Annotated in this window: 2 protein-coding genes; both read left to right on the top strand. The window is 46.0% G+C overall.

Annotated elements, in window-relative coordinates; genetic code table 11:
- Nucleotides 1-203: 203 nt before the first annotated feature.
- The gene (map, locus tag ACTXGO_RS10725; protein WP_435950312.1) at nucleotides 204-998 is read left to right on the top strand and encodes a type I methionyl aminopeptidase; all 795 of its coding nucleotides are present in this window, start codon (nucleotides 204-206) and stop codon (nucleotides 996-998) included.
- Nucleotides 999-1,121: 123 nt separating this feature from the next.
- Nucleotides 1,122-3,881 (top strand): [protein-PII] uridylyltransferase, encoded by a 2,760-nt coding sequence (gene glnD, locus ACTXGO_RS10720; protein ID WP_443574435.1) that lies wholly within the window; start codon nucleotides 1,122-1,124, stop codon nucleotides 3,879-3,881.
- Nucleotides 3,882-3,995: the final 114 nt, after the last annotated feature.

Raw genomic sequence — 3,995 nt, 5'->3', positions numbered from 1 at the left:
TATTTAGTAATAGTAACTATTTAGTAACAATAGGCTTATTATTTTAACTATTCATTATTTTTGCGTGACCTTACAGTCAATGCCAAACATATAATCGGTACAGACTTTTAGCAGACAAACCCTTATATGATTTTGGCAAAACCGCAAATAATCCATTCATGGTATAATTAGCATACTTCAACCCCCTAACGATAAGCATAATTATGATAACTAAAAAATCACTTATTCAGTCTCCTGAAGCGATAGAAAAAATGCGTGTTGCCGGCAAGCTTGCCAGCGACGTCCTCGTCATGCTCGATGAGCACGTCAGAGTCGGTATCAGTACCGAAGCGCTCAATCAAATCGCTCACGATTACATTGTCAATGAGCAAGGCGCTATTCCAGCTCCGCTCAATTACAACGGCTTTCCTAAATCAATCTGTACCTCAGTCAATCATGTGGTCTGTCATGGTATTCCTACCGATAGTAAGCTGCTTAAAGACGGCGATATTATCAATATCGATGTCACGGTCATAAAAGACGGCTATTATGGCGATACCTCAAAGATGTGGATCGTCGGCAAAGGCTCTATCATGGCTAAGCGCATTTGCGATGTCGCTCAAAAAGCGCTGTACGCCGGCATGAGCGTTGTCAAAGACGGCGCGCGTCTGGGTGATGTCGGCGCGGCCATTCAAGAAGTGGTCGAGCCTGAGCGTTTTAGTATCGTACGCGAGTTCTGTGGTCATGGTATTAGCGATACCTTTCATCATGAGCCGCAGGTGATGCACTACGGCAAAAAGGGCACAGGCTTTGAGCTCAAAACGGGTATGACCTTTACCATTGAGCCGATGATTAACCAAGGCACTTGGCAGACTAAGATACTACCTGATGAGTGGACGGCGATTACTAAAGATCGTAAACTCTCAGCACAGTGGGAGCATACCATGGTCGTGACCGATAATGGCTGTGAGGTCTTTACGACTCGACCTGAAGAAGATTTGAGCTTTTTGACGCAGTAATAAAGAATAGACCGCTTAGGCGGTCTTTTTTTTGCTTTTAAAGTGCGTTTTTATTTATTATTTACCTCTATAATTATCTTGCACCCCAACAAGTTTAACCCAAAGATCAAACGGGATACCCTTATGTTTAATTGCGATGTCGCGGCCGTCTACATTACTCCACTGCCCGCCTTACAGCCGCCTGATATGACTACCGATACGCCTTTATTGGTTGTAAGCGACCCAAGCAGAAAGTCGTTACTGGGCATTCCTGAGTGGCTTGCACAAATCAACGAGGACATCAGTAGCGGCGTTGTACGCGGTATTGGCATACGCCAACTGGTCATCGCTCGCGCCTGTGCGATTGATGAGTTGCTCAGAGCCTTATTTTTATGGTTTGAGCTGGACAAAACCGACCTTGCGCTCTTTGCCACGGGGGGTTATGGTCGCGGCGAGCTATCCCTATACTCAGATATCGATATTTTACTACTAGCACCCAAAGAGATCAGCAAAGACGTCAGTAGTCGTATAGATCGCTTGGTGGCACTACTTTGGGATGTCGGTCTTGAACCTGCGCTCTCGGTGCGCACTACGTATGAATGCTTTGAGGCCGCAACAGATCACACGATTGCTACTGCTTTATTAGAGGCAAGACTATTAATCGGTAATGATGATCTCAAAGCCATACCCAAACGCGTGGTCAATGAGCAGTGGTCACAGCGTGCTTTTTTTGAGGCAAAGATAGGTGAGGCCAAATCGCGCTATCTGCGTCACAATGCTACCGAATACAACCTTGAACCCAATATCAAAACCGCACCGGGCGGCTTGCGTGATATCCACATCGTCGGCTGGGTAACTAAGCGCTATTTTCGGGTTGGTAAGCTTTACGATCTAGTACAGCAGAACTTTTTGACCGAAAAAGAGTTCGATGAGCTCAATTTTGCCGAGGACTTTTTATGGCAGATACGCCATCATTTACATGAGCTTACGGGGCGCAACGAGAACAAGCTATTATTTGATTATCAGCGTGATATTGCACAGCGCATGGGCTATGAGATGCAGCCAAGTGATGAGCCTAACGCCGCCGTCGAGCGCTTTATGCGGGATTATTATCGCTGCGCCATGCAGATATCAACGCTCTCTGAGATGCTTACCAACCACTATTTTGAGACCATTATCGAGCCTGAGCTTTCTGATGAAGAGCGTCCGCGCAAGCGTCCTCTAAATGCTCATTTCAATCAGATTGGCGATCAGATCGCGATGGCGCATCATCGTGTTTTTGCCCAGCACCCTGAGACGACTCTTGAGATGTTTTTGCTCATGGGACAACACGGCATCAAAACTGTACGCACCCGTACCCTGCGAGCGCTTAAGATTGCGGCGCGCGGTATTGATGAAACTTACCGTGATAACATTGATCATCAGGCGCTGTTTTTGGCGAATCTAAAGGAGCAAAACTATCTGTTCCATCGCCTGCGCATTATGAACCGCTACGGCATTTTAGGTAATTATATTCCCGCCTTTGGTCAAGTAACAGGTCTTATGCAATATGATCTATTTCACCGTTATACAGTTGATGCGCATACGCTGTTTTTGATTCGTATTTTGCACCGTTTTACCGATCCTGCCTACAATCAAGACTTTCCGCTGGTCAGTGCTATTTATCAACGGATTGAGCGTAAAGAGATCTTGGTATTAGCCGCGATGTTCCATGATATCGCCAAAGGTCGTGGCGGCAATCACAGTCAATTGGGGGAGACTGAATCCGTTGAGTTTTGCCTCAAGCACGGTATGAGTCTGGCAGATGCCAATCTCGTTGGCTGGCTAACTCGCTATCATCTACTGATGTCGATGACGGCACAAAAAAAGGATATCTCAGATCCTGAAGTCGTCACCATCTTTGCCAATCTGGTCGGTAATGTCACGCATCTGAATCATCTATACGTGCTGACGGTCGCTGATATGAACGCGACCAACCCTGAGCTATGGAATAGCTGGCGCGCCACTCTCATGAAGCAGTTGTACTCGCAAACGCGGCGCATATTGCGCGCGGATATCGATGCGCCAAATAACCGTAAAGATATGATCGATGCCACTTACAAGCAAGCACTGACGATGTTAGATAATGTCGACAACCAGCATATGAACCGCGATGAAGTACTCAGCCTATGGGATGATTTGGGCGATGAGTATTTTTTGCGTGAGATTGCAGAAGACATTCTTTGGCACACTGAGGCGATACTCAACCATCCCCCGATCGGACGCGCCTCAGATAGCGATAGCGCGCCATTAGTAGTGCTGCGAGAGCACCGCGAATTAGCACTTGATGCAGTGCAGGTCTTTGTTTATACCCAAGATCAAGCCAATCTGTTTGCAGTAACAATGGCGGTGTTTGATCAGATGAATCTAGACGTCTTAGATGCGCGTATTATTACTGCAACGCGAGATTTTGCTCTGGACTCTTATGTGTTATTAGATCGCAGTGGCACGCTACTCGCTGATGAGGACAGTCAGCAAGAGCTTAAGCAGCGCTTGATTAATGCATTCAAAAATCCAACTATGCCCAAGCTTGCACATAAACGCTTGCCGCGTCAGCTTCGACATTTTGAGGTGCCAACGACTATAGATTTTGAATTTAATGAAGCCTCAAGCCAGCATATTATGAGCTTGCAGACCTTGGATCAGCCAGGCTTGCTTGCGCGCGTGGGGCAAGAGTTTTTAGAGCAAAAAATAGAGGTGCACGCCGCGCGTATCACCACTTTAGGCGAGCGCGCAGAAGATATGTTTTATATCAGTGATCAAGATGACAAGCGGTTATCTAACGAAAGGCTTGCTTCGTTAAAAGCGGCTCTGATAGAGAGCTTGAATACTCGCCATAATGATACTTTAGAGTATTATCTATAAACCAAAAAAGCCTTGTCACTGACAAGGCTTTATTTTGTATTGCTAGGTCTATTTAAGCGATGTTTATCTAAGTGCACTTATACCCTATAAAGTACTTTTATATATAATTTCACT

Source organism: Psychrobacter sp. T6-1, assembly GCF_052258445.1.
The sequence above is the reverse complement of the archived record's forward strand: the minus strand, read 5'-3'. Positions and strand labels throughout refer to the sequence as shown.

Coding starts and splice junctions, on each gene's coding strand:
- map (WP_435950312.1), top strand. CDS start 204: ATGATAACTAAAAAATCACTTATTCAGTCTCCTGAAGCGATAGAAAAA.
- glnD (WP_443574435.1), top strand. CDS start 1,122: ATGTTTAATTGCGATGTCGCGGCCGTCTACATTACTCCACTGCCCGCC.